At 42.8% G+C, this 24,913-nt stretch carries 24 protein-coding genes; 12 read left to right on the top strand and 12 right to left on the bottom strand.

Going from position 1 to position 24,913, the window contains the following annotated elements; all coding sequences use genetic code 11:
- Window positions 1–84: 84 nt before the first annotated feature.
- The 3 genes from AWH61_RS05070 to AWH61_RS05060 are packed head-to-tail and all read left to right on the top strand — an operon-like array spanning window position 85 to window position 2,554.
- Window positions 85–654, top strand: coding sequence for a hypothetical protein (locus tag AWH61_RS05070; RefSeq protein WP_075176359.1), 570 nt, complete (start codon window positions 85–87; stop codon window positions 652–654).
- 49 nt (window positions 655–703) lie between these two features.
- Window positions 704–2,110: an O-antigen ligase family protein gene (locus AWH61_RS05065; RefSeq protein ID WP_075176358.1), complete on the top strand. Its 1,407-nt coding sequence runs from the start codon at window positions 704–706 to the stop codon at window positions 2,108–2,110.
- A 33-nt stretch (window positions 2,111–2,143) separates the two neighbouring features.
- Window positions 2,144–2,554 (top strand): 3-phosphoshikimate 1-carboxyvinyltransferase, encoded by a 411-nt coding sequence (locus AWH61_RS05060; RefSeq protein WP_075176357.1) that lies wholly within the window; start codon window positions 2,144–2,146, stop codon window positions 2,552–2,554.
- 11 nt (window positions 2,555–2,565) lie between these two features.
- Here the strand turns inward: AWH61_RS05060 and AWH61_RS05055 are convergent, their stop codons facing one another.
- The 5 genes from AWH61_RS05055 to AWH61_RS05035 all read right to left on the bottom strand — a co-directional run bounded on the left by AWH61_RS05055 (window position 2,566) and on the right by AWH61_RS05035 (window position 8,027).
- The gene (locus AWH61_RS05055; RefSeq protein ID WP_075176356.1) at window positions 2,566–3,327 is read right to left on the bottom strand and encodes a VpsP family polysaccharide biosynthesis protein; all 762 of its coding nucleotides are present in this window, start codon (window positions 3,325–3,327) and stop codon (window positions 2,566–2,568) included.
- A complete protein-coding gene (locus tag AWH61_RS05050; RefSeq protein WP_075176355.1) occupies window positions 3,317–4,048 on the bottom strand; it encodes a tyrosine-protein phosphatase in 732 nt (243 codons plus the stop codon). Before AWH61_RS05050 ends, AWH61_RS05055 begins: the two co-directional genes overlap by 11 nt.
- Before the next feature lie 8 nt (window positions 4,049–4,056).
- Entirely contained in the window at window positions 4,057–6,249 is a 2,193-nt protein-coding gene (locus AWH61_RS05045; RefSeq protein ID WP_075176354.1) for a GumC family protein, read from the bottom strand.
- Window positions 6,250–6,276: 27 nt separating this feature from the next.
- A complete protein-coding gene (locus AWH61_RS05040; protein ID WP_080597427.1) occupies window positions 6,277–6,738 on the bottom strand; it encodes a polysaccharide biosynthesis/export family protein in 462 nt (153 codons plus the stop codon).
- An 83-nt stretch (window positions 6,739–6,821) separates the two neighbouring features.
- Window positions 6,822–8,027, bottom strand: coding sequence for an outer membrane beta-barrel protein (locus AWH61_RS05035; protein ID WP_075176353.1), 1,206 nt, complete (start codon window positions 8,025–8,027; stop codon window positions 6,822–6,824).
- A gap of 605 nt (window positions 8,028–8,632) precedes the next feature.
- Here AWH61_RS05035 and AWH61_RS05030 point away from each other — a divergent pair.
- Both AWH61_RS05030 and AWH61_RS05025 read left to right on the top strand, forming a co-directional pair.
- Entirely contained in the window at window positions 8,633–10,087 is a 1,455-nt protein-coding gene (locus tag AWH61_RS05030; protein WP_075176352.1) for an undecaprenyl-phosphate glucose phosphotransferase, read from the top strand.
- Between the two features lie 338 nt (window positions 10,088–10,425).
- Window positions 10,426–10,797, top strand: coding sequence for a glutathione S-transferase N-terminal domain-containing protein (locus AWH61_RS05025; protein ID WP_075176351.1), 372 nt, complete (start codon window positions 10,426–10,428; stop codon window positions 10,795–10,797).
- A gap of 148 nt (window positions 10,798–10,945) precedes the next feature.
- On the opposite strand, the gene rplT is transcribed toward AWH61_RS05025, so the two are convergent.
- From rplT to AWH61_RS20100, 5 genes are all read right to left on the bottom strand, one after another.
- A complete protein-coding gene (gene rplT, locus AWH61_RS05020; protein WP_012518092.1) occupies window positions 10,946–11,302 on the bottom strand; it encodes a 50S ribosomal protein L20 in 357 nt (118 codons plus the stop codon).
- Between the two features lie 18 nt (window positions 11,303–11,320).
- Window positions 11,321–11,518: a 50S ribosomal protein L35 gene (gene rpmI, locus AWH61_RS05015; protein ID WP_012518091.1), complete on the bottom strand. Its 198-nt coding sequence runs from the start codon at window positions 11,516–11,518 to the stop codon at window positions 11,321–11,323.
- Between the two features lie 118 nt (window positions 11,519–11,636).
- Window positions 11,637–12,176, bottom strand: a complete 540-nt coding sequence (gene infC, locus AWH61_RS05010) for a translation initiation factor IF-3 (RefSeq protein ID WP_075176350.1) — start codon at window positions 12,174–12,176, stop codon at window positions 11,637–11,639.
- A 111-nt stretch (window positions 12,177–12,287) separates the two neighbouring features.
- Complete coding sequence (gene thrS, locus AWH61_RS05005; protein WP_014976220.1) at window positions 12,288–14,204, bottom strand: threonine--tRNA ligase; 1,917 nt, start codon at window positions 14,202–14,204, stop codon at window positions 12,288–12,290.
- 237 nt (window positions 14,205–14,441) lie between these two features.
- Window positions 14,442–14,606 carry a hypothetical protein gene (locus AWH61_RS20100; RefSeq protein ID WP_158511553.1) on the bottom strand — a complete coding sequence of 55 codons (165 nt, stop codon included), beginning with the start codon at window positions 14,604–14,606 and terminating at the stop codon, window positions 14,442–14,444.
- Between the two features lie 45 nt (window positions 14,607–14,651).
- Here AWH61_RS20100 and AWH61_RS05000 point away from each other — a divergent pair, with 45 nt between their 5' ends.
- The 3 genes from AWH61_RS05000 (at window position 14,652) to AWH61_RS04990 (ending at window position 17,586) form a co-directional block, all read left to right on the top strand.
- On the top strand, window positions 14,652–15,536 hold the full coding sequence (locus tag AWH61_RS05000) for a fructosamine kinase family protein (protein WP_075176349.1): 885 nt from the start codon (window positions 14,652–14,654) through the stop codon (window positions 15,534–15,536).
- Window positions 15,537–15,658: 122 nt separating this feature from the next.
- Window positions 15,659–16,408 carry a pteridine reductase gene (locus AWH61_RS04995; RefSeq protein ID WP_075176348.1) on the top strand — a complete coding sequence of 250 codons (750 nt, stop codon included), beginning with the start codon at window positions 15,659–15,661 and terminating at the stop codon, window positions 16,406–16,408.
- Window positions 16,405–17,586 carry a DUF3080 family protein gene (locus AWH61_RS04990; RefSeq protein WP_075176347.1) on the top strand — a complete coding sequence of 394 codons (1,182 nt, stop codon included), beginning with the start codon at window positions 16,405–16,407 and terminating at the stop codon, window positions 17,584–17,586. The genes AWH61_RS04995 and AWH61_RS04990 overlap by 4 nt, the downstream gene beginning before the upstream one ends.
- A 153-nt stretch (window positions 17,587–17,739) precedes the next feature.
- On the opposite strand, the gene AWH61_RS04985 is transcribed toward AWH61_RS04990, so the two are convergent.
- Together AWH61_RS04985 and AWH61_RS04980 are read right to left on the bottom strand one after the other, a co-directional pair.
- Window positions 17,740–18,993: a mechanosensitive ion channel family protein gene (locus tag AWH61_RS04985; protein WP_075176346.1), complete on the bottom strand. Its 1,254-nt coding sequence runs from the start codon at window positions 18,991–18,993 to the stop codon at window positions 17,740–17,742.
- Between the two features lie 47 nt (window positions 18,994–19,040).
- Window positions 19,041–19,667 (bottom strand): CPBP family intramembrane glutamic endopeptidase, encoded by a 627-nt coding sequence (locus tag AWH61_RS04980; protein WP_075176345.1) that lies wholly within the window; start codon window positions 19,665–19,667, stop codon window positions 19,041–19,043.
- Window positions 19,668–20,093: 426 nt separating this feature from the next.
- On the opposite strand from AWH61_RS04980, the gene AWH61_RS04975 reads away from it, so the two are divergent.
- The 4 genes from AWH61_RS04975 (at window position 20,094) to AWH61_RS04960 (ending at window position 24,884) form a co-directional block, all read left to right on the top strand.
- Window positions 20,094–20,927 carry a MurR/RpiR family transcriptional regulator gene (locus AWH61_RS04975; protein WP_039227167.1) on the top strand — a complete coding sequence of 278 codons (834 nt, stop codon included), beginning with the start codon at window positions 20,094–20,096 and terminating at the stop codon, window positions 20,925–20,927.
- 200 nt (window positions 20,928–21,127) lie between these two features.
- The gene (locus AWH61_RS04970; protein ID WP_039230097.1) at window positions 21,128–21,691 is read left to right on the top strand and encodes a DUF924 family protein; all 564 of its coding nucleotides are present in this window, start codon (window positions 21,128–21,130) and stop codon (window positions 21,689–21,691) included.
- A gap of 181 nt (window positions 21,692–21,872) precedes the next feature.
- Window positions 21,873–23,138, top strand: coding sequence for an amidase (locus AWH61_RS04965; protein ID WP_075176344.1), 1,266 nt, complete (start codon window positions 21,873–21,875; stop codon window positions 23,136–23,138).
- 168 nt (window positions 23,139–23,306) lie between these two features.
- Window positions 23,307–24,884, top strand: coding sequence for a gamma-glutamyltransferase family protein (locus tag AWH61_RS04960; protein ID WP_039227171.1), 1,578 nt, complete (start codon window positions 23,307–23,309; stop codon window positions 24,882–24,884).
- Window positions 24,885–24,913 lie beyond the last annotated feature (29 nt).

Below are 24,913 nucleotides of genomic sequence, written 5' to 3'. Positions count from 1 at the left end.
ATCTTATGCGTTCACTTGTTGTACAATAAAGCCATATGGTGTTAGCAAGAAGCTAACCCGACGTTTTTAATCTAAGGATAAGTTATGCGTAGCAACATTATTTTATCTGTGCTCTTTTGCGTGTTGATTGCTTTTTCAACGGCATCTTTTGCTCAAGAAGGCAGCGTACCCGGTTTGCAAGTTAGAAACCTTTTAGTTACTGAAATTGAAGAGGGTGCATCGGTTGAGCAAGCTGCAAGTGAAGTAAGCCAGACAGTACTTGACGAAGCATTGTTTTTTGATGCGGCGGGTATGGCTTATTTAGGCGGAAATCAAAGTGCTTTTGAATCACTTGTAGGCCTTTTGAATGATAACGCCACGGGGTTTGAGCTTGCTATAGCAGGTTTTACGGCGTTTCCTGAACAGGCTGTGCAGGTTGTTACCATTGCTATATTAATGTTTCCAGAAGACGCTAACGAAATCTACAACATAGCCCTTCAAATGCAGGTTATTAGCGAAGAAGACGCATTATTAGCGGTTATTAATGCTGGCGTAGACCCTAGCACGTTAACAGCAACTGCTGCAGGTGCTGCAGGTAATACGTTTTCTCCGCTAGGTGTAGGTACTGGTGCTGCAGGCGCAGGCGGTGGCGACACAACCATTTCAGCTAACTAGGTTGCTTTAATTTATATTTAAATTCTACGTTAGTTAGTTGTAATTGCTTATGTTTAATTTTCAGAAAACCGAAAAGTTTCTTTTCGGTTTTCTTTTGTTTACCTTGTTCTGGCTGCCTTTGTCACTAGGAGCCAACCGCCCATGGGCATGGGCATTAATGCAAATGTCGTTTTTCTTTATTGGCGGCGTTTTATTACTCATTAACAACTCTTTACTTTCAAAGCTATACGCACAATACAAACTGATGGTAGTTGTATGGTTATTATTTTTGACGTGGCAACTTATCAATATAGTCCCTTTGCCCTTTTCTTTGGTTGAGGCTCTACGCCCCGAACGCGTTAATTTTTTACTCAATGAAAATGGTCAGGGCATGGAAAGTATAAGTTCGCAATGGCTTCCTCTAAGCTTTGATGTGGGCCAAAGCGACGTAATATTCTTTAAATCCCTCGCCTATTCTTTCTTGTTTTTTATAACGCTGACTTTGGTTAATACTGGCAAGCGACTTAGATACATACTGATAGTGATAAGTGCTGCTGGCGTATTTCAGGCTATATATGGTTCGTTAGAAGTATTGTCTGGCTTACAGTATAGCTTGGTGTTTAAGTTACCTGTTTCGCATATCGCAACGGGAAGCTTTGTGTATAAGAACCACTACGCTAATTTTCTTTTGCTATGTTTAAGCGCTGCCATAGGTTACATGATAGCGAGTTTACGTGTTCGAAGCGGTTCTAGCCCTAGAGAGCGATTACGTAGAATAGTGCGTTTTTGGTTAAGCAATAAAGTGCTGTTTCGTATTGGTATTATTATTATGGTTATCGCGTTAGTTATGTCTCGCTCTAGAATGGGTAACAGCGCCTTTTTCATAGCGATGACTGTTACCGCCACACTAGGCTTAATTTACTTTAAACCGCGCCAAAAAAGCTATGTAGTGCTATTTATCAGTATGCTGGTAATCGACATTCTTATTGTTAGTAGCCTTTTTGGACTTAAGCAGGTTCAGCAACGTTTAGAGCAAACAAACCTAACTCAAGAAAGCAGGGATGAAGTTGTTACTGATGCCCTACCCCTTCTTTCGCAATATGGAATTATCGGTACAGGCGGAGGCACCTTTTATACGGTATACCCTCAGGTACAAAGTGAATCTATTCAGCACTTTTACGATCATGCTCACAATGAATACCTTCAGTTTGCTATTGAGTTTGGCGTTGTAGGTGCAGCCATTATAGCCGTGCTTGTATTGCTGTGCGCAAAAAGCGCCTTAAGCGCAATACGACACCGAAGACATCCGCTGCCAAGGGGAGCAGCCTTTGCAACTGTTATGGCAGTTATAGGGATGGCATTACACAGTACGGTAGACTTTCCTCTACAAGCACCAGCAAATACCGCTATATTTATTATACTGTTAGCGCTAGGTGCGTTAAGCCGCGATATACCTATGGGAAGACAAGACAAATAACCAACATTAGTTTTATAACACAAGGGGATTTGTGTGGTATTAAAGATAAAGCGACCGATAAAAGAAGAGCCAAACGTTCAACATATGCTGGAACGTATGCCTAAAAATGTTGCCGATTCTTTTACTGACGACCAACTGTTTCACTTAAACACAGCTCTTGCCGGTCGACGATGGGGCAGCCACAAGGTAGATGTAAGAGGTACTATTGGTTTACTGAGAAGCCGATATTATTTTGTTTTACTGGCAGGACGAGATAAGCGCGACCTATCGCGAACCGAAAGCCGCATAGGCAAACTGGTGATGGCAGCCGTTATTGCTTTATTCTTATGCATATCTTTAGTGTTGGGCTTAGTGCTGTTGTATATTTTAAAGAGCTGGTTGGGTATAAACCTTTTTGAAGGGTTTTCTTTAGGCCTTTGGGATTGGTTGAAAGGAAATACTTAAAAGTTCAGCTCCTAGTTTTGTGAACAATTTAATAAGCCTGTACTTACAGCAAACGTAGATGGTCCAAGCCAACGGCACGCGGGTTCATTAAGATTATTTTCACTTATAAGCTTGAGAATTAATTTTCTACTCAATGGGTTCTTTATACCTAAATCTAAGTGGTGTCTTAGTCGTTTTATAATTTTAGCGTAATGCACTGACCTGTTCATATACATTGTAATACCGAACTTTGCTATGAACCTATGCACTATAGCGTCTTGTGGCCCAACGCTAACCGCGTTATCTAAATACTGATAAAACTGGCTATCTAGCTCGCCAAGCTTCCACTTTACAGAGGCTAACCCTATCCAGCCCCCACTCCAGTTAGGTCTTAGTTTTAAGCTTTTTCTATAGCTAAGCATCGCACTGTGAAGTTCGTTAGGTCCATTATTCGCTTTGGTTGCTGCTTCTAAGTCACTCGCTACGACCGTACTGAAATGTAACCATTCGAAAAGCTGCCCTTGCAATTGATAATAAAGCGCATTGTTTGGTGCTTTATCAATCACCTCTTCAATCTTTGTAAGAGCTTTTTCAACGTCTTTTTCAGAAACTGAAGAAGGAGCGCTATTCCAACCATCCAAACTATTTTTAACGCTATAATAGGTGTTGCTAACAAAAAACTGATTTGCGCTTCCCAAAAAGCTAAATAAAGCTATGGAAGCAATTAAAAAAGTAAGCGCATGATGCCATTTAAGCTTTTCCTTCCAATGTGCGAACGTAATGTCAACTTGCATGCTTTTTCTCCCGCGCTGTTATTACACTAGGAGTTTCCAGAAAAGTTTTTTTTGCATACGTATAATCATAACTCGCGACTACTTCATAGGCAGCTTCCATATCATTGGGTCGTCTGACTAAATCGTGAGTGTCTGACGCCACTACATGAAATGCCCTTTCCTCTAATAACCTAAATGCAAACTCTTCTACTTTATCACCAAAGCGACCGACGAAAGCTCCCGCTGTTGCTTGAAACAAACACCCTTGTTTTTGAAGCCAGTTAAATTTGTGATTTTCGGCAATTAGTTCTCTATTGCGCTCTGGGTGAGCAATTAGTGGCTGAATATTATTGCGCAATAGCCATTTTATTAGCACATCAAGACCTTGTGGGATATGGCTGTGTGGCATTTCAAGAAGGAGTACGTTCTTGCCATCGTATGTACCTAAGAAAGGTAATTCACCTCTTTTGTACCATATAGGAATTAACTCATTTACACGAACTTCAGCCGCAAATGAGAGAGAAAGAGGAATTGACTCTCTTTTAACGTGCTTACTAAAAGAGAGAAAGGCGGCTTCTATTGAGCTCAGAGAGTTGTCAAAATACCCCATATGTATATGAGGAGTGCATACCATATGGCTTATACCACAACTTGCTGCCTGCTGAGCCATTTCAAGGGCAATGTCTAAAGTCCTGGCACCATCATCGATGCCAGGAAGAATGTGACTATGAAGATCTATCAATAATTTTTTTAGCTGCTTTTCTGACTGGTATATCCGTATTGGTCATAAAAGCCGGCGTACCTTTGTGCTACATCTGATTTGCGCAAGTTTACTTGATTCAGTACCACCCCATCAAGACGGTGGCCCACTTGCAGGAATCGCGATAAGCCATTATTGATTACTTTGTCACTTGTACTGTCAGCCCTAACAACGTAAATAACAGAGTCACAGGAGTTTGCTACGATCATAGAGTCGCTTACAGCCTGTGTAGGTGCCGTATCTACCACCACATACTTATACTCAGACTTAAGCTTAGTAATAAGCTCGTCAAAGCCTTTGTCTGCTAATAGCTCTTGCGGATTTGAAGGGATAGTTCCTGCAGAGAGAATATCAATATTTGATTCTTCATCTCGAACCAAACATTCCTCAAAACTATGCGACTTCAATACAAGATTCGCTACACCAGGTTGATAACTAGGAATATTAAACTGTTTGCCTATGCTTGGTCGACGTAAATCAGCATCAATTAATATAGTCTTATCTAGCTGACCCAAAGCAAAAGCTAAGTTAATAGATACAGTGGTCTTCCCCTCTTTGGGAACACTTGATGTAACCAAAATTGCCTGGTTTTCTTTTTCAATGTTCAACAAAGAAAGACTTGTTCGAAGCGTTCTAACCGCTTCGGCAAATTGATGTTTCTTACCATCAAAAAACGTACGAATAGGTAAGTCTGTCTTTTTCTTGTGGGCAAGCCAAGGGATTAAGCCAAGCATACGCTGCCCTAACTTCTTCTCTACATCGTCTACAGACCGAATGCCACTATTAAGCGTTTCCATAACAATGGCAAGCGCGATACCAAAACTTAAACTCAGCACAAAAGCTGCTGCAATAAATAGCTTTTTATTGGGTTTAGAAGGCGTATAGCTCGGTAACGCACTGTCGAGAACCCGAGCGTTGGCCGATTCTAGGCCACCAAGCTCATCAGTTTCTTTTAGTCGAGTAAAAAATGAATCGTAAAGCTGCTGGTTAATATCTACTTCTCGCTCTAGAGCCTTGCGTTTATTATCCAGTTCAGCCAGTGACCTGAACGCAGCTTTAGACGTTTCGACTTCTTTCTGAAGTTGAGCCACTTTTTGTTTCGAAGATTCATACTGAGTCGTGATACTGCTTATTAAATCGGTAATTTGAGTATTTAGCGTATCTCTAATTGCTGTCAATTCAGCATTGGCCGCTATCATTTTAGGATGCTTCGGACCATAGACCTTACTTAACTCACTGACTCTTGTTAATGCTTTACCTTCATCTCTTCTAACGTCCCTTACAGCAGGGTGATTCAAGACTTCAGGTATTCTGGCCACATCTTCAATAGCTTTACTATCTTTGATTTGGTTAAAAATGACACTGTTTAACTTAAGCTCTACTTCCGCTTCAGAAAGCTGAATATTGAGCCTTTCTAGTTCGTCTGACGCAAGACCGACTACACCATCAATATTCACAACCTGATTAGTTTCATAAAACCTTACAAGATTGCGCTCAGCAACATCTAACTTAGTTTTCAAACCATCAATACTGTCAGTAAGAAATGATGTAGCCTTAGCTGTCATATCTAGCTTAGCTTGAAGGTAGTTTTCGATATAAACTTCTGCAATAGTGTTTGCAATAAGCGCAGATAAGGTAGGCTTTTCAGTAGTTACGGATATTCTAACTAACTGAGTACCTTTTAATAACGATACATCTGTAGCACTCATAAGTAGGTGAGTGGCTTTTCGCTTTAACTTAGCGACTTTTTGCTCTTCAGTTAGTTCTACTTTTTCTTTTTGAGGTAGAAATGGAAACATCTCAGCCAAGTCAGAAACGAACGATGTTTCATTTTCCTCGGGCATAAAATCAGCGTTGTCATACAAGGAGAGGCTTTCGACGGTTTTTTCAGCAATTTGACGCGACTTCAATACTTCAAACTGCGTTGCCATATAGTCTTTGCTTTTAGTGTCTATCCCGTATACTTCTTCAATAGACACCACGTTAGCCTTTTCTGCCTCTATTAGCAGAGTTGTAGAAGATGTGTAAAGGGGCGTCATCTTCATTACTAAGATAGCGACTAACACTGTAAAGGCGATAGCCAGAAGTAATATTCTTAAGCTGTAACGTTTAATAATTCCCAGATAGTGCCCTAAGTCAATGAGCTCGTTATTATCTGTATCTTCCGTAATTTTTACTGCCATTTAGTTAGCTCACAAAATAGTTATACTTTAAAAGAAACGCTGGTTTACAGTTACGATATCACCCGGTTGGATCATATCTGTAACCGAGACACTAAATTCAAACTGCTGTCCGTCAGTCTCTCGCACTATTGTTATCTTATCTTTGTTTGCACGTTCAGTATAACCACCAGCAAGCGCCGCTGCTTTGTTAACAGATAGACCTGGTTGGTATGGATAACCGCCGGGGCGTTTTACTTCACCGTCTATAAAAAACGGGCGATACTCAACTATTGAAACGGAAACGGACGGGTTTACTAAGTAATCTCCTAATAAGCCTTCATAAATAAGACTCTCAACTTCAGCAGCGGTCATACCAACTAGCTTTAGTTCCCCAAGAAATGGATAGTTAATCGTGCCAACATCGGGCAAGCGAATTTCCATCGAAAGATCATCTTGCCCGAAAACGCTTATGTTTATTCTGTCGCCAGAGCCAAGCTGGTACTGACTCATACTTAAGTTCCCTTCTTGAGCCCAAGCACAAACACTCCAAAATATGGCTAGAGTAAGGAAAGATATTTTTTTTATATTGCTTATCACAATGTAACCTCAGCTGACACACCGACCACACTTTGGTCGAAATTGATTGCTTCTCTATTACTGTCTCTGTCTTCAATTCTGTAAAACAGTGAAAAGCTTAACCACCTTCTAGCTTCATAATTCAAAGACGCTGCGTAAATAGACAATTTGTCATCTCGATTGGTAAAGTCTTCATCATCAACAATATATTCATTGTTTTCTCTTGCGTACCGCAAGCTACTACTTAAGCGTTCAAGCCATTGGTGTGTCCAAGATAATCTGTAGTTTCTACCGCGGATTAAACTACCCTCACCATTAGTTTCATTAGTATCTGCGGAGGTAGAGAAGTTTACAGTTGAGTATGTAAGTGGTTGCCACTCGATACCTACTTCCCAATCGGTTCCATAAAAATTATCCCGGCTGCTTGCCGCAAAATCTTTTTCTTTATACCCGATTTTTGCATAACCAGAAGTTGCGGCTGTGTTTTCCCACGCAATACCAACCAAAAGACGGTTCTCATTACTCTCTAGAGAGTTTTCAAGCAGATTGTTATCGTAACGTATAAATGAGCGTGTGAAATCGAACACTAATTCAGTAGAGGGGGCAATTTGATAATTGAACTCGGCCCCAATTCTATTGGTCGCCCTGTCTCTAATAAGGTACGCGAATTCATTACGGTCGTAATCTAAAGTGGTTCTGTCTGCTTTAAACACTACTTCACCAGCTGAACTTAAACTTCCGTATGTATATTCAGCGCCGTAGTACATACTTTTATAAGTATCAGGTGTGGTTAAGTCACTCCCGCCACCTAATGAAAACCCCGTACCTCGGTCCTCATGCCCGTCTTCGTATCTTAAAATTGCATTGATTGCATGACGACTGTTTAACTCATAATCGGTAAGTGCTTCAACGAAATGGTCAGTATAGTCATCTGCACTACTTGAAAAGAAAGTACCGCGCTCCAACCGATAACCAAATTGCACCGGGTTTCCGTCAACCTCTGTGGCTGCAATAATTTCAGGTGATAGAATTGAGCGCCAGCTATATATTTTTGCTTGCCCGTCGGTTGCACGAGCAACGTTGTCTACGTAGCTCATGGAAGTGTTAAGAGTAGGTATAATGTCAAATTGCCCTGCTTCAATCCTTCCTTGTTGTTGAGCTGCTACAGAATTGGCAACGCAAATAGCAACCAACGATAGCAATAGCTTGTTCTGATATTTCATTTCCTTTCCCTACTTTCACTTTGCTATTCAAAATAGCTTAGATTTACCTAAATGTTTTTCTAAATAGTATTCAAGCCCAATAAGACACCATAGAGCACTTTTCCCTACCATCGGCATATGGGCGACAATATATTTTTCGCTAAAACGCTTATATAATATTCGATGTAAGGAAGAAGTTTAACTTCTATCTAATTGATTTAGCTTCACCCCAGACATAGCTAGATTCATGCCATAAAAAAACACGCTAGCATCAAATTGTTTCAACTTTATTTTTAATACCAAGTTTCACAGCACTTTGAAGTAATACTAATGATACCAACATTCAAAATACCATAAAGCTTATTTTGTAATAAAATTACAACAGAGGTAATATATACTAATGCTTAATCATATAGTCATAGGTTTGTTCCGCTATTAGAGGCATCATTTCTTTACTGATCCGACTGTATGTAGGCATATACTTTTCTTTTGTAGGCACATTCTTTGCTACAGGAACTATGCTGTTTATCAGTTTGTAACTTTTAGATGCCGTTTGTAGCTAGAACTGGTGAAATTAAAGTAAGCAATTTAACACCTTTTACCTTATCGATTTAGAGACTTTCTCAATGGACAATCAAGCAGAATCTAATAAAGTTCTAAAATCACACCCTGTTGATTCTAACGCCAGTGACGGCCTTGCAGTGCGAAATAAGAGTGGCTTTTCAACACTTTACCGACTTATAGACTTATCATTGGTAACACTACTCTATTACTCGTGCGCCGCATACTTCGAGTCTATTATCGACCCTACTAGTCTGATTCTTTTATTCGTCAACGTGATTTGTTTTCAAATATCCGCTGAAGGTGTTGAGCTTTATCGCTCGTGGCGCGGTCATCGCACACCTGAAATGCTAAGAGCTGCTGCAATAACGTGGGCTCTAAGTATTCTAGGTACCTTAACGATAGGTTACTTTTTTGTTCAAAACATTAATACCCCTCCCCTTGTGGTCTTAGCTTGGTTTGCGACATCGTTTGTCGGCCTGATTGCTTGGCGTTTTGTAATGCGTAAATTCCTATTTCATATAAGAAAAAGCGGAATGAATTCTAGGCGTTCAATTGTTATTGGCGCAACGCACCTTGGAGCAAATGTTGCACTTCAGATACAGCAAAATGAACACCTTGGAATTCGATTTAACGGTTTGTTTGATGATAGAGATACGAGTAGACTTCCTCATGAAATGCAAAATACCGTATTAGGAAACATCGAGCAGGCCATAGAAATGGCTAAACGAAATGAAGTTGATTACATATATATTGCACTGCCTATGAGCGCAGAAAACAGAATCCGCTCAATTTTAGAGCAATGCAGTGACACCACTGCGAACGTTTATGTGGTACCAAACTTCTTTATGTACAATCTTTTGAACGCTCGTTGGCAAACGGTTGGCAACGTGCAGGCGCTTAGTGTTTATGACACACCATTTCAAGGCGCCAGTGATATATTAAAACGTTTTGAAGATATTGTTTTAAGCTCTTTAATATTGATGATGATATCAATACCTATGCTTTGTATTGCTGCAGCAGTAAAGCTTACTTCTAAAGGTCCCGTAATTTTCAAACAAAAGCGTTACGGGTTAGATGGTAAACAAATTACGGTTTACAAATTCCGGTCTATGACTACCCAAGATAATGGTGCAGTTATTAAACAAGCTACTAAAAACGACGCGCGTTTAACCAAGATTGGTGGTTTCTTAAGAAGAACTTCTTTGGATGAACTTCCGCAGTTTATCAATGTTCTACAAGGCCGTATGTCAATCGTTGGACCTAGGCCACACGCGGTCGCTCACAACGAGCAATATCGAAAAATAATCACAGGTTACATGTTACGCCATAAAGTTAAGCCTGGAATAACTGGTTGGGCCCAGGTTAATGGTTTGCGTGGCGAAACCGAAACAGTTAACAAAATGGTTCAGCGTGTAGAATACGACCTAGATTACATTCATAGGTGGTCTGTGTGGTTTGATATCAAAATAGTGTTCATGACAGTTTTCAATGGTTTTAAAAATAAGAATGCTTATTGATAATACTCACAAAGGTTATACAAAAGCGGCAATTTGCCGCTTTTTTTGTGCCCGTAAATATGATTTTTCACCACGCACGCAACCTCTGAATTGAAACTACGATAACAGGTAGCCCACGCGAGATAAGAAAATCTTTTAACAGGCCTGGCCGGCGTTGCTTGTTGGGAAACGCGCTATCGCCTCAGCAATCGTTAACTTATCGGTATGGGTCGTTGCAATTTACTTAATTGCTATGCCCTTGCACTTGGCGATTATTCGCACTTTCTTTCATATAAGATCCTATATAGAATTTTTGCTATACTGCGCCGCTCTATTTCTTAACCTTAAAAGTCATAAAATTGAGATTATTTATTTCCCTAATTCGCAACGCACTTGGTGGCTTTATCGCCTTGCTTGATTTAATTACTCGTGGCACAAAAATCAAACGATTGCCACATAAACAACAGCAAGTCGAAAACGCCGTACAAGGATTAACACTTTATCAATTTTTTGCATGCCCTTTTTGTATTAAAACACGCCGTGCTATGTATAAAATGAATTTACCTATTCGTAAACACAGCATATCGAGTGGGTCTCCGTATCGTGATGAATTAGCACAAGGCGGAGGAAAAGTGAAAGCCCCTTGCCTACGCATACAAACTCCTGAAGAGGACATTTGGCTGTACGAGTCTTCAGAAATTATTAAGTATTTGCAGCAACGCTTTCAGTAAGTTATTCATATTAGCTGCTTAAAGGCGTGCAAAGTCAGCAACAAGTAAACACCATAAATAGAGTGATTTATCTTTACCCCAAATACGAAAAAAGGCGAGCATCCTGCTCGCCTTTTTCCGAAAGAACTTAAACTTAATTAGTTAATAATTAAGCTAATGCGCCTTTAGCCGCTTCGACTAGTGCGCTGAAAGCTGCTTTGTCATGTACTGCGATGTCGGCAAGGATCTTACGATCGATTTCAACAGAGGCTTTCTTCAAACCGTTAATGAAACGGCTGTATGACATACCATTTTGACGAGCAGCAGCGTTAATACGTGCAATCCATAGTTGACGGAATTGACGCTTGCGCTGACGACGGTCACGGTAAGCATATTGACCAGCTTTAGTTACAGCTTGTACCGCTACGCGATATACACGTGAACGTGCGCCGTAATAACCTTTTGCCTGCTTGAGGACTTTTTTGTGACGAGCACGTGCGATAGTGCCGCGTTTTACTCTAGCCATTAATCAGTCTCCTAAGTCTTATACGTAAGGCAACATGCGCTGAACCAATTTGGTATCAGAGTCATGAACCAGTTTTTTGCCACGAAGGTGACGTTTACGCTTAGAGCTCTTCTTAGTCAGAATGTGACGTAAGTGAGACTGTTTGCTTTTAAAGCGGCCAGAACCCGTTTTCTTAAAACGTTTGGCGGCACCGCTTACAGTTTTCATTTTAGGCATTGCTAAAACTCCGCATTGTTTAATATCGGTATTTTTCGTGTTGCAGTCACTTCATACCGGTTAATGTTTAGCAGCAAGGTGTTTAAGGGTGCAGATTCCTTAAAACTTTAGACCGTTACTACTTCTTATTTGGGGCTAGCACCATGATCATCTGACGGCCTTCCACACGGCGTGGGAAAGACTCGCATGTAGCGATATCTTCTAAATCGGTTTTAACGCGGTTTAGTAGATCGATACCGATGTCTTGGTGCGCCATTTCACGACCGCGGAAGCGGATCGTAACTTTGGCTTTATCACCACCTTCAAGAAAGCGACGCAGGTTGCGCAGTTTGACCTGGTAATCGCCTTCATCAGTGCCAGGGCGAAATTTAATCTCCTTGACCTGAATTTGCTTCTGTTTTTTCTTCTGCTCTTTTTGAGCTTTACTTTTTTCGAAGAGGAATTTGCCATAGTCCATAACTTTACAGACTGGCGGCTCGGCATTCGGACTGATTTCTACTAGATCTAGGCCCGCGTCTTCTGCGTTACGAGTAGCTTCTGCTAGAGAAACCACACCAACCTGTTCACCGTCTTTGCCAATTAATCTTACTTCTCTGGCTTTAATCTCATCGTTAATGCGGGCTTTGTCGCCCTGAGCCTTGTTGTTAGCGCCTTTAATGTGCTATTCCTCCAAACATTTAATTCTTTTGTCTGCTTTTGGGAGGTCGGTTGACCCAAAGTAAAACCAAAAGCAGACACCTTAATTGTGCATTATACACAATTTGCTCAACTACTTAATCGTCTTTTCAACAACTTCTTGTTGAGCCATGGCAATAAAGTCTTCCAGGCGCATTTTGCCTAGGTCGTCACCGCGACGAGAGCGTACTGCTACTTCGCCCGCTTCCATTTCTTTATCGCCCACAACTAGCATATACGGAATACGCTTCAAAGTGTGCTCGCGGATTTTAAAGCCGATCTTCTCATTTCGCAAGTCAGACTTTGCTCTAAAACCTAATTCTTGCAGTTTTTTTACACAATCTGAGGCATATTCAGCTTGTTTGTCGGTAATATTCATTACCACTACCTGCTGAGGTGCCAACCAGAGTGGGAAGAAACCTGCAAATTCTTCGGTCAATATTCCAATGAAGCGTTCTAGTGAACCCAAAATAGCGCGGTGAATCATAACCGGCACTTTGCGTTCGCCATCTTCTGCTACATAAGTAGAGCCCAAGCGACCTGGCATTGAGAAATCTAGCTGTACGGTTCCGCACTGCCATGCACGGTCTAAGCAATCGTGCAGTGTAAACTCAATTTTCGGCCCGTAGAACGCACCTTCTCCAGGCTGATAATCGAACTCGATGTCATTAGCTTTAAGTGCATCTGCAAGCGCAGCTTCTGATTTATCCCAAATCTCGTCAGCACCTACGCGCTTTTCTGGGCGAGTAGACAGCTTAACTTTGATATTTTCGAAACCAAACGCAGCGTATGTCTCGTACACCATCTTAATACAGCCACTCACCTCTTCTAGGATCTGTTCTTCAGTACAGAAAATGTGAGCATCGTCTTGCGTAAAGCCACGAACACGCATTAGACCGTGTAGTGCGCCCGATGGTTCGTTACGGTGACAGCAGCCAAACTCAGCCATACGAAGAGGCAGGTCGCGGTACGATTTCAAACCTTGGTTGAAAATCTGTACGTGTCCTGGGCAGTTCATTGGCTTAACGGCATATTCACGCTTTTCAGATTCAGTCGTAAACATGTTTTCAGCGTACTTGTCCCAGTGACCTGATTTTTCCCAAAGCGAGCGGTCCATCATTAATGGGCCTTTAACTTCGTCATAATCGTATTCACGAAGCTTCTTACGCACGTAGCTTTCTAGCTCGGTGTAAATTGACCAACCGTCGTTGTGCCAAAACACCATACCCGGCGCTTCTTCTTGCCAATGGAAAAGGTTAAGTGCTTTACCAATTTTACGGTGGTCGCGCTTTTCAGCTTCTTCTAAGCGCTGTAGGTAAGATTTAAGCTGCTTCTTATCTGCCCACGCAGTACCGTAAATACGCTGAAGCATTTTGTTGTCGCTATCGCCACGCCAGTAAGCACCTGCCACTTTCATCAGTTTGAAGTGATGGCAGAACTTCATGTTTGGCACGTGAGGGCCACGACACATATCTGTGTATTCTTCGTGGTGATACAGTGCTGGACGGTCGTCCTTGCTGATGTTCTCATCAAGAATTTCCATTTTGTAGCTTTCACCGCGCGCTTCAAATGCATCGCGTGCTTCTTGCCAGCTCACTTTGTTCTTAACCACGTCGTAATTAGTTTTAGCCAGTTCAAGCATACGCTTTTCTAGTTTAGCTAAATCTTCCTGGGTTAGGCTTTCTTCCATATCAACATCGTAGTAGAAACCGTTGTCGATAACAGGGCCGATAGCCATTTTGGTGTTAGGCCAAAGTTGTTTGATAGCGTGACCTAACAAGTGCGCGCAACTGTGACGAAGAATTTCTAAACCTTCATCGTCTTTTGCAGTAATAATTTGAAGTTGTGCGTCCGCGTCAATCATATCAACGGCGTCAACTAACTCACCGTTTACTTTTCCTGCAATGGTTGCTTTGGCTAAACCAGGGCCAATATCATTTGCAACATCTAGTACAGAAACAGCGTTATCGAAAGCGCGTTGGCTTCCATCAGGAAGGGTAATTACAGGCATTTTAATTCCTTTACAGTGGTGACGCCTACTCTGCGCCACATGCATATTTTTGAAAATTTAATCGTGCTTTATAGCACTCGAAACTTGCTTTATTTGAAGCGACTAAAGTACAGCATAAAAATACAGCGCATTGGTACTGCAAAACTGTATACGCGTCGAACTTACTGAGTTTTCTCAGTATTAAAGCAAGTTGTGGATTATAACCAGTGTAGGGGCAACTTCAATATCGAAAAGCCTTTATTGGCTAATTTGTGAAGGTTTGATTTCGTTTAGGAAGATTTTGAGTAGGAATTTATGCATTTCACCGTTTTTATCCCATACTTTAGTGTAAGGCGATAAAGGTTGCTGGACTGGCTCTTCGCTGGTGTTCTCGTGTGCCTTAGGAAAGTAGTCACTCAACACTCCAATCGCCTTGAAAAAAGCATTAAAACAAGCAGAGCGTGCAATATGTGGCATTTTATCAGCGAGCATATTTCAGATGAAACCCAGCAGTTTTTTAGCTGCCAAAAAGCCGAACGAGTAAGTGGCGGAGATACACACGAAAGTTACATCATAAAAGATACGACCCATCGTTACTTTGTTAAAACCCGCAAATATGATGATACTCAGCAATTATCTCATGAAGCCGAAGGACTAGCGGCCATCGCTAGCACGCAAACCATTGCTACCCCACGAGTCATTTGCCATGGAATTACAGCCAATGAAACGCCTAATATGGAATATTTGGTACTTTCTCACGTTCGATTTATTGAACCCACTGATAATGACTATTTCATTTTAGGACAGCAACTCGCTGCTCTTCATGCGGTTAACGCCTACACCAGCTATGGATGGCCGCATGACAATTACATTGGTGCCAGTGTACAAACCAATGGAAGAATGGCGTCTTGGGCTGACTTTTTTGCAGAAAAACGGATTGGTAGTATGCTAGAACGCTTGGCATCAATTGGTACATGGAAAAGCGAAGATGGCAATATAGACGATATTATTACTCGAATAAGACATCTCTTGAGCTTACATCAACCCCACCCTTCACTACTTCATGGCGACTTGTGGGCTGGCAATGCAGGCTTTAATAAAAAAGGACCGGTGTTATTTGACCCCGCTGTGTATGTTGGCGATGCGGAAACCGACCTTGCCATGGCCGAATTGTTTGGTGGCTTTCCCCAATCATTCTTTGAGGGTTACCATCAACACACCCCAATTGAAAAAAATTACCGATTAAGAAAACCAATTTACCAGCTTTACCATATTTTAAATCACGGGTTATTATTCGGCGCGCATTACATTACGCAAGCCAAACAAATAATAGATGACATTTACACGCATTGATGTGACAAACAAATTCGCTTGCATTTGTTGCCCATCAGCCGCTTTACCTGCGGATTAAGAAAGAAAGCACCGCAAACTGTAAATAGATATAAGTCGATTTAAAATAGAGAGTAGCTTTTATTATGACAAACTCAGGCCCTGTAGCACTCATTACAGGGGCAGCAAAGCGAATTGGCGCCGCCATGGCGTGTCAGCTTCATAGCGAAGGCTATCGCGTTATTATCCATTATGGGCATTCTAAAGACGAGGCACTTGCACTGGCTGAAAAGCTAAATAGTCAGCGGGAGGACTCTGCTACCTGTCTCCAAGCCAACCTTTGTAATTCAGACGAAGTAAGTGCACTTGGGCAACGAGCGTTAGACATTTGGGGTCAGATAAACGTTTTAGTAAATAATGCTTCTAGTTTTTACCCCACTCCGGTGGGCGAAATTTCAGAAGACGACTGGGTATCTCTGATAGGCAGTAACGTGAAGGGGCCATTGTTTTTGTCACAAGCATTGGCACCAGCATTAGCGGTAAGTAAAGGCTGCATTATCAATATGGTCGACATGCATATCGACCGCCCACTCCCCAAACACAGTGTTTACCTCATTGCTAAATCCGGTCTTGCCTCACTAACCCAATCGTTAGCTATAGACTTAGCCCCCAACGTTCGCGTAAATGGTATTGCGCCAGGGGCAATTTTGTGGCCAGAACGGGAAATGGACGAGGACGAAAAAGACAAACTGATATCGAGTATTCCACTGGGTGAACTAGGTACACCAAATGACATTGCTAAAACATTGTCGTTCTTGGCATCGGCCCCTTACATCACTGGACAAATCATTTATGTCGATGGCGGGCGCGGACTTCATACTGGTGCCTCCGCGTGAATATTTCCCAAGTGAAACCATGGCACCCAAAAGTTTCGCAACTAAGAAACGCTTGCCGCGCTGGTGTCATCAGCGTTGCCATGTTTGCGTTGCTAGGCTGTTTTGGCGGTAGTACCGTAAAGCAAAGCATTAACGATTACGCCGCACGACTCTCGCGTGTACTCGATACGCCCCTCCCCGATTCGTTTAACGATAAGATTACCACCCCGCTTCCCAAACTTGCTGACTCCGCCACGCTTAAACACGCTATTGAGGGCGTGAGTATAAACCTGCGTGAGTTTTATGCGCTGCAAGATTGTGAGTTAGGCACAGTGGTTGCCGAACGCAATACGTCGCTAGGAAAAAGTCAGCTGCCATCACAGCGGCTTGTTTATGAGAGCAAGCTGCTTGATGTACTCAAAAGCTGTGAAGCAGCGCTCACGAAAGAAAACGAGTCTAACCAGAGAAACGCGGCACTGGCAGCAACCATCGCATCGTGGCGTGAACAAAAGATACAAGACTACAGTAAAACGTGGGCAAACCTAGTCCAAGGGAGCCAAGAATTGCGTCTGGCGCTTAATACACCTGAACGTCTTTTCTCAGTTGAAAATAATAGAGATGCACTTTCTAGCGTAAACGCGCTTTATTACATCAACAGCTTAAGTAACAAAGAATTGCTCTTGAGCGATATGTATTCTTCCAATACAGCATCGAGCGATACAGAAACAGAGGCTACGAATGAAAATAATAGTGAGAGTATTATTGAGAGCAGCGAGCTTGAACAACAGTTAAAAATTATACGTTCAGCCAGGTTACCCGCTACACTTTGGCATACACAACAAACCTTAACGCAAAACCTCTCATTGCTTACGAATATGCTTGAAACCGAGCTTGATGCTGTAAGCTGCCCAGAAGGCCGCGCCAGCGACAAAGCAAAAATATTGCGTAATGTATTCTATCTTTTCTTTATTGAGGAAATACAACCTGTAGGAAGTTTGGTAAATCAATACCATTACAAACTAGCGCCATTATGGGAAGACTGGCTTGCGCAGCCGTCGCTGCACGAGGAATTCAAACACTACATCAGGCAACAGTCACAAGACGGATTCAATCAATACAGCAGCGTCATGAAAGCGCATGTCAACTTATGGCAAGGATTCCTTGGTAGATGTAATCTATCGCCCGTCGCGCCTGTTTAATAGCGCGACGAGCAAATCCACCAGCCCAGCTTTTGCTGAACATCTCCTCACCTCTGGCCAGCTTTGCCGAAGCACGTTCAATATGTTCGGTTCCCTTCTAGATTTGAAAAGAGGGCAAATGACACATTCCAATAATCCTTCACATAACAAATGTTAAAGAATATTTTCTCCTGCCTCAGGGTCTCTCGAATTCCGAGCCTGCTCTCGTATTTCATGAGCTTCGGAAGACACATCATCATTAATTTTCGAGTCTTGTGGGCGCGAATTTCCAGCCCCTTTAGCACTTGACCTTTCGTTTCGATTTTCTGTGGCCTCTCCACTATTTTGTTCACTATCAAAACTTTTTACGTTCTTTTGTTCTGTCGTACTTTCACTTAACTCATTTGCTACGTTTTCTGAAGGGTTAGCGCTTGAAGCGCCTTTTTCGGAAGCATGATAAATATGCATACCCTCAGGGAAAATGCGCTCTCTCGCATCATCAGGCATACTGATATTCGCCTCTAAGAAGGCCTGAGTGATTTTACGCATCAGCACCGACGCCATTTTTAGTACACTCGTTTTCTCTACATCCACCCAAAAATAAACCTTGATGTTGTAGGTCGAGGGGCCTAATTCATCGATAAGAATTTGCGGTTCAGGGTCGATTAACACGTTGTCTTGTGCTGACGTAATTTCTTGCGCCATCTGCTGAGCGTGTTGTATATCAGCATCGTAGCCAACGCCAATAACAAACTGACCACGCATTAGCGGGTTGGCCGTAAGGTTTTTGATTATCCCTTTGTAAATAGTCGCGTTAGGTATTTGAATATGGTTGCCGTCAAAATCCACCAGTGTAGTCGCACGTGCCGTAACTTTCTGAATGATGCCGGTGAAATCGTTGATTTGTACGATATCCCCTATTCTAAAGGGGCGTTGAATAGTAAGCAGTAGGCTTGAAATAAAGTTCTCGGCGATGTCGCGAAAGGCGAAACCAAGAATAAGCCCCACCACACCTGTACCACTCACCACCGCGATTGCAAATCCGGTGAGCCCAGCTAAGAACAAAAATAGATAAATACCGAGTAAAATTAAGACTAAACTGACACTTCTTTGAATGACTGAGCGCAGCAGTGGAGATGTGGTCGTACGGGTTAACGGTTTAACTAAAACCTTGGCAATATGCGGCGCTAAAAGGATAAACGCCGCCATGATAACTAAGCCTAGTGCCAACCCCGGTAATCGATAAACAAAGTTCTCCCAAAGCTGAGAGAGTAGCGACTGTGCACTTGATAAACTGCTTATTGCGCCACCTTCGTCACTTTGTTGAAGCAAAGTTTGTATAAAAGGTTCGCTGTCGGTTTGCGAGAAAGAAAGCCCCGCTCGATTATTTAAAATAGAGGGTTGTAATATTTGTTGCGCACTGAACATCACCTCACTCCTTGGCGTTCATGTGTTTCGGTTTTTAATATAAATAACTACGACGCGATAACTAAATAAGATCCCAGCCCGATGGTAAATAAAAAACTGCCCCATATAGCGTGTTCTATAACCACCACGGGCGTCGAGTTAGTTTGCATATACCTATAACCGAAAATGCCACCGCCAATCCAAGAAATGACTACAGCAATCCAGTTACCGTACACTAAGTGGGCTAAACCAAATAAAAAAGTACTTAAGGCCCACCTTGCATATTTCGAAGGCAGTATTCGCTTGTAACGGTGAAAAAAGTACGTTCGAAAAATGATCTCTTGCGGGATGACCGACACTAACGGATAAATCAATAATGTAGCTATCCACATCCATGGCTGGTTCATAGGCCAATGTAGGAACAATTCCGGTTTAAAAAAGTAAACTACCAGCGCCAGTAAGCTCGCCCAAGGCAAAAATAACCTTAGCGTAATTTTTAAATGCGTTCGATAGTCTTCCCAATGCCACAATTTAATGCGTTTAAATTGCTTATCTGCTAACAAGATAGCTAAGCAACAAAGTCCCATAACACCTAAAATAGGCATGAGATAATTTGCAAAATGCTTTATCCAGTAGAGAACGGCAAAGGGAATCACCACAAAGAGCAAGATCAATTCAGACCACAGCTTTGCCACAACTCACCTCTTTCTCTCGATCATGCTAGGTTCGCTGATCGATTCCCCAAACGTTTTTACTAACTAGAATCGATGCTAAACCAACAAGATAATTACCAACCGATGACACTTTTATGAATTTTTACGGTTTATGTCTATGAAAGTGTAGTGCCAATTTGCAAAGCATGAGTGATTAATTAAGTGCTACTTTAGCCCTATGCTTCACTACGCATTCGTAACTCTCTATATAGATAAGGTTTTTTAAGAGCAGTGGAAACTTGTAAGCGTTTTTTAGTAATGAGCAACAACGCTTATTATAGTGATCTACTTCAATAATCGGCTTCGAAAAACCTATTTTAAAGTACGTGAACGCGTTGAACTCAGGTAGTGTTTGTATATCGCACAAAAGTCGTGAAATAATTGCATAAGATGTATAAGGCGATACCAATGACAAAAAATAGCCCTAGCGACGTTTTACAGCAAATTGAAAACCACTATGCCTCTTTGTCCCCTTCGGGCAAGGCTATTGCGCATTATATTCAGCAGAATCCTATCGCAGTATTAAGTCAATCTACGTCTTTAATTGCAGAAAAAACGGGGACGTCAAAGGCCACAGTCAGTCGCTTCTTTCGCCAGCTGGGTTTTGACTCGCATCAGCAAGCTAAAGAGGCGCTTGTTCAGCTACGTGAGCAAGGCGTGCCTGTTGTAAGCCCTTCAAGTGGCGTACTTCAGCATGAGAATGATAGTAAGAATTTGGCCAATACATTTGAAAGCACTTCCTCAGAGGCGTTGACAGATATTGCTAAATTGCTGGCATCAGCAGGCCAGGTCACCTTGATTGGTTTTAGAAACGCCTACCCCATTGCACTTCATTTTAGGCAGCAGCTCAAACAAATTCGTGCGTCGGTCCGTGTGCTTCCCCAGCCCGGTCAAACACTTAGTGAAGATATTATCGACCTAACCGAAAATGATCTTGTCGTACTTTTTGGTTTTCGTCGTAGAACCCGACAATTCAAGTTTGTTTTAAATAGCATTAAACACTGTAAAACCGTATTAATTACCGATCCAACGGGCCAAGGATATCGTCACGATGTCGACCACCTGCTGGTTACCCACATTGGCAGTGACTCGCCTTTTGATAGTTACGCGGCTCCAATGAGCCTGGTTGCATCACTGTGTAACCTTACCTACGAAGTATTAGGAAGCCAGGCCGCAGACCGCGTCGACGCTATTACTGACATCTACATTCAAATGGATGAACTAGAAAGTCCAAAGCGTTAACACTTCCCACAGAACACTTTTTAAGCAATACTATAAAGAGAGCGGATAGCAGAGAATTGTTATTTTGCAAGCGTAAAGGGAACTAAAGCGCTTAAAAATGGGTATAAGTATTAATTCACAACGCTTATTTTGGGTTTTAATGCATAAAAACGTACCTGTTAATTTAATTTCACTGCTAAAAGCGTGTGGTTGGAGTTGATATGGATAAAACGCAAGTAGTCATGGAAGAAGCTAACGGTGTGCTAGACTTTTGGTTTGGAGAACTCTCCCCAGAGCAATGGTTTAAGGAAGATGCAGCACTAGATAAAACGATCACTTCGCGATTTTCAAAATTGCGCGCAGCAGCCATAAAGGGCGAGTTGTGGCCTTGGCGAGCGACGGCTACCGGTCGTCTTGCCGAAATAATTCTTCTCGATCAATTCTCGCGAAATATTCATCGCAATGACAAAGATGCATTCAGTGCAGACAGCATTGCTTTGGTTCTTGCGCAAGAAGCGGTAAGTGTTGAAGCCGACAAGGTACTTACACCGCAGCAGCGCGCGTTTCTGTATATGCCGTTTATGCATAGTGAATCACTCGCAATCCACGACGTCGCATTGGAACTATTTTCACAAGAAGGCCTTGAAAGAGAATTCACCTTTGAAAAGCGCCATCAACAGATTATTGAAATGTTTGGCCGCTACCCCCACCGCAACCGAATTTTAGGGCGCGAGTCGACACCAGAAGAAGTTGCATACCTGAAGCAAAACCCCCAAGGTTTCTAGAAACTTATCTAGTTTTTTATCAATTTACTCAGCGCTTTACCAATTATGTAACTCACAGAAAATAATGTACGTACTAAAATGTCCAATGAAGTAACGTTCGTTTCTCTTGACTTTTCAATGAAACAGTTGTTTCATTAATCTAAAGACGAATAAAGAAACAATAACGAATAAGTAACGCGCTGTGAGCTCTCCTTTTGTACTGAAGCCCTGTGATGCCAAGTTCACACAGGCAATTAAAAACCTAGAAATCGCATTCAGTCTTGACGGTAGTGTTAAAGATGACGCATTTTCGGCGTCAGGAAAAGCGCTGAATCAGGCAAAAAGTCAAAGTAAATTGCCGCTTAGCGGACTAGGTCTGGCAGTAAAAGATTTGTTTCACATTGAAGGATTACCAACCGCAGCAGGAAATCCTGATTGGTTAGCCACACACGCGATTCCGAAAAACACAAATCGTTGCGTAGCAAAGATGCTTCAAGCGGGTGCCGCGTTCAAAGGCAAATCCATCACTGATGAGCTTGCCTACAGTTTACACGGGCAGAATAAGCACTACGAAACACTGGTAAACCCAGTGGCACCAGTTCATATACCTGGTGGTTCTTCGTCAGGTTCAGCGGTGGCCGTTAGCGCGCACCTTGCCGACATAGGGCTTGGCACCGACACCGGCGGCTCTATTCGCGTACCGTCTAGCTATCAAGGGTTATGGGGGCTTCGCACCACGCACGGCGTTGTGGCCTGCGACAATATGGTGGCACTTGCTCCGTCGTTTGATACCGTGGGCTGGATGACACGCGACCTAAACACGCTGACTAGAGTTGCCAATGTCTGCATAGATAGCGCAACACAAAGTGAAATATCAGGTTCGCCTCGATTTGGCATAGCAGCGCATTTATTTGAGCAGGCCGCTCACAAATCGCTGTGCAAAACATGGCTTGCAGCGCTGGCAGATAACAACGACTGTATTGTTTTGTCAGAGACACAGCTAGATTTAAAAACCTTACAAACTGCCGCTACCTTTCGTACCTTACAGGGCAATGAAATATGGCAGCAACATGGCGAATGGATTGAATACACTCAACCCGATATCGCCAAAGATATAATGTTGCGCTTGAATTGGTGTAAAACCATAACAACGCAAGAAGTAGAACAAGCTAAAGCGCAACAATCTGTGGTAATCAATCATTTAAACACGCTGTTTGAAGAAATAGATGTATTGATTATTCCCACGACACCCGGTGTAGCACCTCGATGTGATGCCGATGAAACAACGCTGGCAAATGATAGAAACGCTCTGCTCGCACTCACGGCGATAGCTGGGCTTGCAGGATTACCCCAACTTCATTTGCCGTTGTTTACCCTACACAACGCCCCATGCGGATTATCGCTAGTGGGCAAAAAAGGCAACGATCTTGCACTTCTCGCGTTAGCAAAAAAGCTAACCACTCGCTAAACGTGTAAAGCGCGCCTGTTTTTTTAAGTTGCACTTAAAAAAAGCATTAGCGCCCTATCGCATTCAAGTTGAAACTAGAAAGCGGAAGTAAGACCTAAGCGCCCGTCATTTTGCCTGATTTGGGCTTAAACTGACTGCGCGGTTGCCGAGTTTTTGAAGGAATTAAAAATGAGTGAAAAACCAAATATAGCGTTTACTGCCCCTCACTTTGCGGCATCGCAAGTGGGCTTAAACATATTAGAAAAAGGCGGCACCGCTATTGAAGCTATGGTAGCTGCTGCAGCATCTATCGCGGTTGAATACCCGCACATGAATGGCATGGGCGGTGATGGATTTTGGCTAATCAGTGAACCTGGTAAAAAGCCGATTGGCATTGATGCATCTGGCGTAGCAGCAAAGGGCGCGACACCTTCTTTCTACGAGGGTAGCGATGCCATACCTAGCCGAGGCGGAAAGTCAGCATTAACCATGGCAGGCGCAGTTGCTGGTTGGCAAGCCGCGCTTGAATTAAGTCACAAATGGCAAAGCGGTTTACCGTTAAGCACATTGTTCGATACGGCGATTAGTCAAGCTAACTGGGGGATTGAAGTTACCCAGAGCTTGGTGGATGCCAGCAACAAAACCTTTGAAGAGCTAAGTGCGGATGAAAATTTCGCTCAGTTTTTGATTAAGGGGAAAGCCCTTAAAAAAGGTAAAATTTTAAAGCTAACAAAGCTCTCTGAAACTTTGAAGCATTTAGCAGAAAAAGGGTTAGATGATTTTTATCACGGTGAGTTAGCTTCACAGCTGGCTGAAGACTTAGAAGCCGCCGGCTCCCCTATTCGTCTTGAAGATTTTAACAATTACAAAGCGACAATTGTTGAGCCATTGTCAGTGTCCACCAGCAAAGGCAAGCTTTATAACTTGCCGGCGCCCACACAAGGTGTGGCGTCGCTCATTATTTTAGCCTTGTACGACAAAGTTCAGCATTTAGGCAGCACCGATGCTGACATGGTGCATTTACTTATTGAATGCACGAAACAAGCCTTCATTGCGCGTAACGCGAACGTAACCGACCCATCTCGTACGCCTGTTAGTCTTCAAAGCCTGTTAAGTGACGATGTGCTTGATGAAATGGTGAAGAACATCTCATTAGATAAAGCACTTCCTTGGCCCCATGAAGCCAAGCACGGCGATACTATTTGGATGGGTTGCTGCGATTCTGAAGGCCGAATGGTGAGCTACATACAGTCACTTTACTGGGAGTTCGGCTCGGGCGTAGTGAGCCCGCAAACAGGCATTGTTTGGAACAACCGTGGCACTTCGTTTTCACTCGATCCAAACAGTAACCAATATTTGACCCCAGGCTTGAAACCATTTCACACACTTAACCCCGCTTTCGCTGAGCTTGTTGACGGTCGACGCATGAGTTACGGCACCATGGGTGGTGAAGGTCAGCCTCAAACCCAAGCGGCGCTGTTTGCTCGTCATGTCTACCACGGCCAACCTATCGCCAAAGCTATTTCCCTCGGCCGTTGGCTACTTGGTAGAACCTGGGGCGATCAGAGTCACAACTTAAAAGCAGAGCGTGACTTAGTTGAGTACGTAGGTGAGAGCTTACTGGCACGGGGCCACGATATGGTGACGGTAGATCCTTGCAACGAACTCATGGGTCATGCTGGTGCAATCATTCGCGACACAGAAGGTACAGTGAGTGGCGCAAGCGACCCAAGAAGTGACGGCAAAGCCTACTTTGGACATCGCTAGTTTATTCGCAGTGGCTAAGACGCAGCACT

This window comes from Alteromonas sp. W12 (assembly GCF_001924945.1).
GTDB lineage: Bacteria > Pseudomonadota > Gammaproteobacteria > Enterobacterales > Alteromonadaceae > Alteromonas > Alteromonas macleodii.
The sequence above is the reverse complement of the archived record's forward strand: the minus strand, read 5'-3'. Positions and strand labels throughout refer to the sequence as shown.

What these genes read in the sequence shown, in the direction of transcription:
- AWH61_RS05070 (WP_075176359.1), top strand. Translation starts at nt 85, where the DNA reads ATGCGTAGCAACATTATTTTATCTGTGCTCTTTTGCGTGTTGATTGCT.
- AWH61_RS05065 (WP_075176358.1), top strand. Translation starts at nt 704, where the DNA reads ATGTTTAATTTTCAGAAAACCGAAAAGTTTCTTTTCGGTTTTCTTTTG.
- AWH61_RS05055 (WP_075176356.1), bottom strand. Translation starts at nt 3,327, where the DNA reads ATGCAAGTTGACATTACGTTCGCACATTGGAAGGAAAAGCTTAAATGG.
- AWH61_RS05045 (WP_075176354.1), bottom strand. Translation starts at nt 6,249, where the DNA reads ATGGCAGTAAAAATTACGGAAGATACAGATAATAACGAGCTCATTGAC.
- AWH61_RS05040 (WP_080597427.1), bottom strand. Translation starts at nt 6,738, where the DNA reads ATGAGTCAGTACCAGCTTGGCTCTGGCGACAGAATAAACATAAGCGTT.
- AWH61_RS05035 (WP_075176353.1), bottom strand. Translation starts at nt 8,027, where the DNA reads ATGAAATATCAGAACAAGCTATTGCTATCGTTGGTTGCTATTTGCGTT.
- AWH61_RS05030 (WP_075176352.1), top strand. Translation starts at nt 8,633, where the DNA reads ATGGACAATCAAGCAGAATCTAATAAAGTTCTAAAATCACACCCTGTT.
- rplT (WP_012518092.1), bottom strand. Translation starts at nt 11,302, where the DNA reads ATGGCTAGAGTAAAACGCGGCACTATCGCACGTGCTCGTCACAAAAAA.
- rpmI (WP_012518091.1), bottom strand. Translation starts at nt 11,518, where the DNA reads ATGCCTAAAATGAAAACTGTAAGCGGTGCCGCCAAACGTTTTAAGAAA.
- thrS (WP_014976220.1), bottom strand. Translation starts at nt 14,204, where the DNA reads ATGCCTGTAATTACCCTTCCTGATGGAAGCCAACGCGCTTTCGATAAC.
- AWH61_RS05000 (WP_075176349.1), top strand. Translation starts at nt 14,652, where the DNA reads ATGTGGCATTTTATCAGCGAGCATATTTCAGATGAAACCCAGCAGTTT.
- AWH61_RS04995 (WP_075176348.1), top strand. Translation starts at nt 15,659, where the DNA reads ATGACAAACTCAGGCCCTGTAGCACTCATTACAGGGGCAGCAAAGCGA.
- AWH61_RS04985 (WP_075176346.1), bottom strand. Translation starts at nt 18,993, where the DNA reads ATGTTCAGTGCGCAACAAATATTACAACCCTCTATTTTAAATAATCGA.
- AWH61_RS04975 (WP_039227167.1), top strand. Translation starts at nt 20,094, where the DNA reads ATGACAAAAAATAGCCCTAGCGACGTTTTACAGCAAATTGAAAACCAC.
- AWH61_RS04970 (WP_039230097.1), top strand. Translation starts at nt 21,128, where the DNA reads ATGGATAAAACGCAAGTAGTCATGGAAGAAGCTAACGGTGTGCTAGAC.
- AWH61_RS04960 (WP_039227171.1), top strand. Translation starts at nt 23,307, where the DNA reads ATGAGTGAAAAACCAAATATAGCGTTTACTGCCCCTCACTTTGCGGCA.